The organism is Streptomyces sp. NRRL WC-3549, assembly GCF_000721935.1.
In the GTDB taxonomy this organism is placed as follows: domain Bacteria; phylum Actinomycetota; class Actinomycetes; order Streptomycetales; family Streptomycetaceae; genus Streptomyces.
Genome location: NZ_KL585394.1, coordinates 176,340 through 178,805, shown reverse-complemented (window position 1 = coordinate 178,805; position 2,466 = coordinate 176,340). Strand labels below are relative to the sequence as shown.

The window sequence follows — 2,466 nt, the reverse complement described above, 5'->3', positions numbered from 1 at the left end:
GCGCCCCCGGCCGCACCGCGATCCCGGCCTGGACCGTCACCTGGAGCGGTGCGGCCGGTGCCGCGGGGCGGCCCGTGAGCTGACCGACCTCAACCAGCGGCTGCGCACGGTGCTGCCGGTGGCGGTGCTGCTCTTCGGCGGCCCGGCCTATCTGGAGGCCCGCGCGGCGGCGGCGGTGACGGGCGCCGGGGCGACGGGCGCGGGAGCCACGGGGACGGGCGCCACGGGGACGGGCGCGGGGGTGACCGGGGCGAAGGCCGCCGTGCTCGCGGTGGGCGCCGCCGCGGTGCTGCTCGGCGGCTGGGCGCTCTGGCCCGGGGACGGAGAGGGGCGGGAACGGCCCGCGCCTTCGGCGAGCGGCCCGCCGCCCTCCGCCGTGTCCGAGGTCCCGCCGTCGCCCTCGGCGGCCGTGACCGGGAGCGCGCCCCCGTCGCCCTCCGCCTCCGCCTCCGGGACGGCGAGCCCGTCCCCCTCGCCGGTGCCCCCGGAACCCGGGGCACCGGCTCTGGGCGGGCCCGGCACCCTGCGGTTCGTCTCGACCGGGAGCTGTCTGGGGGTCGCCGCCGGGGCCGGGGCCCGGCCGGTGGAGGCCGCCTGCGACGGGGGACGGGACCAGCGGTGGGTGCTGCTGGACCCGTACGAGGGCGACCGCGGGCGGACGCAGGTGCGCAACGAGGCGAGCGGACTGTGCCTGACGCGTTCGGGCGGTACCCAGGACCACGCCCCGGTGGACCAGCAGGTCTGCGACGCCTCGCGGGAGAACCAGCTCTGGAACCTGTGGACCGACATGACCAGGGGTGAGGCGGCCCTGCGGACCGCCGACGGGGCCCGGTACCTCGGCCTCGTCGAGTGGGCCCGGGCCGACAAGGACCAGGCCCACGGGGCGGCGGTCGGCACCACGCGGTACTACTACGGATCCGCCTCCATGAGGTTCCTCGTCGAGCCCGCCCAGCTCGGAGGGTAAAGAACAGGCAAAGTCGCGGGATGGCGGACGAGTGGCGCCCTCCTTCTCCTCCGGAAGCACTTCCGAAGGAATAAGGACCTCATGAAGACATCCGCCCTTGGCCGCATCGCCCTGGCCGCCGGCATCGCCGTGCTCACCACCGGTGCCCTCCCCGCCACGGCGCACGCGGAAGGCAGCACGGTCGAGAGGAAGACCCTCCCCGTCCTGGTGGAGTTCGCCGACGCCTCCTTCCAGGACGTGGACGCCGTGAAGGCGAGCACGCCGGACACCTACTTCGGCGCGAAGAAGGACTCACTGGCCTCGTTCTTCACGGAGGTGTCGCGCGGGCGGTACACGACGGTGCCCGCCGTCCAGGGCGACTTCGTCGGCCCGATCAAGCTGCCGATGAACGCCAGTTGCGAGCACGGCCGGATCAACACCCTGACCCAGGAGGCGCTGGCGGAGCAGGGCCTGGTGCGGGGCGAGGACTACGACAGCCTGTCCATGGTCTTCCCCGCGCAGAAGACCGGCTGCGACTGGGCCGGACTCGGCTCCGTCCCGGGCCCCTACACCTGGATCAACCTGTACGGCACGGCCAGCGGGCTGGGCGTGGTCGGCCACGAGTTCGGGCACAACCTGGGCCTCGGCCACCAGGGCCGTTCGATGTGCGCCGACGGGGACCTCGTCGACTGCACGACGGACGGGACCAGCGCCAAGTCGCTGATGGGGGGCGGGGGCCCGGCGGCGGGCTTCTCCGCACCCGAGATGATCCGGGCCGGCTGGCTCTCCGGCGGTGAGGCCCTCCAGGTCACCGCGTCGGGGACGTACACCCTGCGGTCCCTGCACGGTGAGGGCACCGGTACCCGGGCGCTGGACATACCGATGGGCGAGGACCGGCTCGTCGTCGAGTACCGCCACGCGGCGGGGACCCTGGACGCCGCCATCGAGGGCGTACACGCCTACCGGGTGCCCAAGGACGCCTACGGCTCCTCCTCGCTGATCGACATGACCGAGACCAACAAGACGGCCGGCAACGACGCCCCGGCCGACGCGGACGCCATCACCGCCGTGACCGACACCGCGAGCAAGGTCTCCGTGGCCGTGGTCTCCTCCGGTGGCGGCAAGGCCACGGTGAAGGTCTCCCTCGACGGCGAGAGGCTGGAAGCCGGGAGCGCCCCCGAGAAGACCGCGACGCCGGACCCGGAGCACACCGGTTCGGACACCGACGCGGGCGACGGCGACGGTGACGCCGACGGCACCGAGACCAAGAGCGGCGGCTCGGTACCGGCCACCGGTGACGAGCCCTCGTCCGGCGCAGGCACCGGCGCCTCCGCCGACCTGGCCGCCACCGGCTCCACTGGCCGCGGCCGGTGCCGCCCTGGTGGCCGCCGGCGGGGCCGCCCTCGTCGTGATGCGGCGCCGCAAGCGCGCCTGACCCGGCTGCCCGAGTCCCGTCCGGCTGTTCCGCTCGCGGCACCCGGACGCTGTCTCTTATACACATCTCTGAGCGGGCTGGCAAGGCA

At 74.6% G+C, this 2,466-nt stretch carries 1 protein-coding gene and 1 pseudogene; both read left to right on the top strand.

Going from position 1 to position 2,466, the window contains the following annotated elements:
* Window positions 1-964 (top strand): RICIN domain-containing protein (locus IH13_RS37250; RefSeq protein ID WP_031083521.1); only part of this gene is annotated, 964 nt, incomplete at its 5' end.
* Between the two features lie 81 nt (window positions 965-1,045).
* Window positions 1,046-2,466 (top strand): annotated as a pseudogene (locus tag IH13_RS0111505) (hypothetical protein); the annotation flags it as partial.